This is a genomic window from Pseudomonas sp. (assembly GCF_050739995.1).
Lineage (GTDB): Bacteria > Pseudomonadota > Gammaproteobacteria > Pseudomonadales > Pseudomonadaceae > Aquipseudomonas.
This window is the reverse complement of sequence record NZ_JBOICG010000705.1, coordinates 1-2275: the sequence shown is the minus strand read 5'-3', so window position 1 is coordinate 2275 and position 2275 is coordinate 1. Positions and strand designations below refer to the sequence as shown.

The following is a 2275-nucleotide window of genomic DNA, read 5'->3' as shown; positions in this document are numbered from 1 at the left end:
GCTAAGTGATACTGAAAAAACGGCGACCCTGGGGTCGCCGTTTTTTTATGCCTTGCGCCAGTTCAGAATCAACAGCGTCAGCACCCCCGCCACAATTCCCCAAAACGCTGATCCAATGGAAAACAACGTCAAGCCTGACGCGGTGACCATAAAGGTAACCAGCGCCGCTTCCCGTTCCTTCGGCTCATTCATGGCGATACTCAGGCCATTGATGATCGAGCCAAACAGCGCCAAGGCAGCAATCGACAGCACCAGCTCCTTGGGCAAGGCTGCGAACAGTGCGGCCAATGTGGCGCCGAATACCCCGGCAATGCCATAGAACACCCCGCACCAGACGGCTGCGGTATAGCGCTTGTCGCGGTCTTCATGGGCGTGGGGGCCGGTGCAGATCGCCGCGCTGATCGCTGCCAGGTTGATGCCGTGGGAGCCGAAGGGCGCCAGCACCAGCGAGGCAAGGCCGGTAGCGGTGACCAGCGGTGAAGCGGGTACGTTGTAACCGTCGGCACGCAGCACGGCGACGCCGGGCATGTTCTGCGACGTCATCGCCACCACGAACAGCGGGATGCCGATGCTGATGGTCGCCGCCAGTGAGAAGTGCGGCGTGGTCCACACCGGCGTCGCCACCTCCAGGTGAAAGCCGCTGAAGTCCAGCAAGCCCATCAGCCCCGACAGCAGCGTGCCGATGATCAGCGCGGCCAGCACCGCATAGCGCGGCGACAAGCGCTTGATGATCAGGTAGGTGAAAAACATCCCCAGCACCAGGCCGGTGCGGTGTTGCGCGGCGACGAATATCTCGCTGCCGATCTTGAACAGAATCCCCGCCAGCAACGCTGCCGCCAGCGACGCCGGAATGCGCTTGACCAGTTTTTCAAAGCTGCCGGTCAGCCCGCAGATCGTCACCAGCACCGCGCAAGTGATGTAGGCCCCGATGGCTTCGCCATAGCTCACGCCGCCCAGGCTGGTGATCAGCAGCGCCGCGCCGGGTGTGGACCAGGCGATGGTGATCGGTGTGCGATAGCGCAGGGACAGGCCGATGCTGCACACCGCCATGCCGATGGAGATTGCCCAGATCCACGAGGAAATCTGCGCCGTGGTCAAACCGGCGGCTTGCCCGGCCTGGAACATCAGCACCAGGGAGCTGGTGTAGCCGGTCATCATGGCGATGAAGCCGGCGACGACAGCCGACGGTGAAGTGTCGGCCAGCGGGCGCAACGGCGCGTGGGTGGCGTCGGTCATGGGGAGGTGTTCCTTTTACCTGGGTGTTTGCCGGTGAAGGTGCGGATTCAAGCCTAAACTCAAACGTAACGATTCATTGCAATACAGCCGACACCGCAAACAGCCGTACAGTGTGTTGGCGCATTGGGTTGTGTACAATGTGCCCTGTTTTTAGGTGATACTTGCCAGCAACCTGTCGTGTTACCGTAAAGTTGCCGTATTACCGTTAATTCGCCGCCGTTCTCCCTACCCGAGTGCCCATGAACGAACAGTTGCAACCTCTCAAGAAACAACCGCGAGCCGGCAAGGCCGGTCGCAGCGGAACCCAGGACGATATCGTCTACGCGCATATCTTCGAGGCGATCCTCGAACAACGCCTGGCGCCCGGAACCAAATTGAGTGAAGAGGCACTGGGCGAAATCTTCGGCGTCAGCCGCACCATCATTCGCCGCGCGCTGTCGCGCCTGGCCCATGAAGGCGTGGTGTTGCTGCGGCCTAATCGCGGTGCGGTAGTGGCCAGCCCAAGCGTAGAAGAAGCACGCCAGGTGTTCCTGGCCCGGCGTCTGGTGGAGCGCGCGATCACTGAATTGGCGGTGCAGCACGCCACAGCCGAACAACTGGCCGAATTGCGCCAGATGGTCAACGACGAGCGCGACAGCTTCTCCCGTGGTGACCGCGGTGCGGGCATTCGCCTCTCCGGCGAATTCCACTTGAAACTGGCCGAGGCGGCGAAGAATGCACCGCTGATCAGCTTCCAGCGCAGCCTGGTGTCCCAGACCTCGCTGATCATCGCCCAGTACGAAAGCGGCAACCGTTCGCATTGCTCCTACGATGAACACACCCAGTTGATCGACGCGATCGAAGCCCGGGACGCGACGTTGGCGGTGAATTTGATGATGCACCACATGGATCACATCGACAGCAAGCTCAACCTCGATGAGGAAAGTGCGTCGGATGATCTGCATGCGGTGTTCTCGCATTTGTTGCAGACCAAGAAGCCGGGTCGTTCCTCAATAAAACTGTAATGTCCCTGATTCACCGGGGACAAAAAATGTGGGAG

General features: G+C 60.7%; 2 protein-coding genes. One reads left to right on the top strand and one right to left on the bottom strand.

Annotated elements, in window-relative coordinates:
- Window positions 1–45: 45 nt before the first annotated feature.
- Window positions 46–1236, bottom strand: coding sequence for a benzoate/H(+) symporter BenE family transporter (locus ACRESD_RS23925; protein WP_431753167.1), 1191 nt, complete (start codon window positions 1234–1236; stop codon window positions 46–48).
- A gap of 239 nt (window positions 1237–1475) precedes the next feature.
- On the opposite strand from ACRESD_RS23925, the gene ACRESD_RS23920 reads away from it, so the two are divergent.
- Complete coding sequence (locus ACRESD_RS23920; RefSeq protein WP_016973197.1) at window positions 1476–2240, top strand: GntR family transcriptional regulator; 765 nt, start codon at window positions 1476–1478, stop codon at window positions 2238–2240.
- Window positions 2241–2275 lie beyond the last annotated feature (35 nt).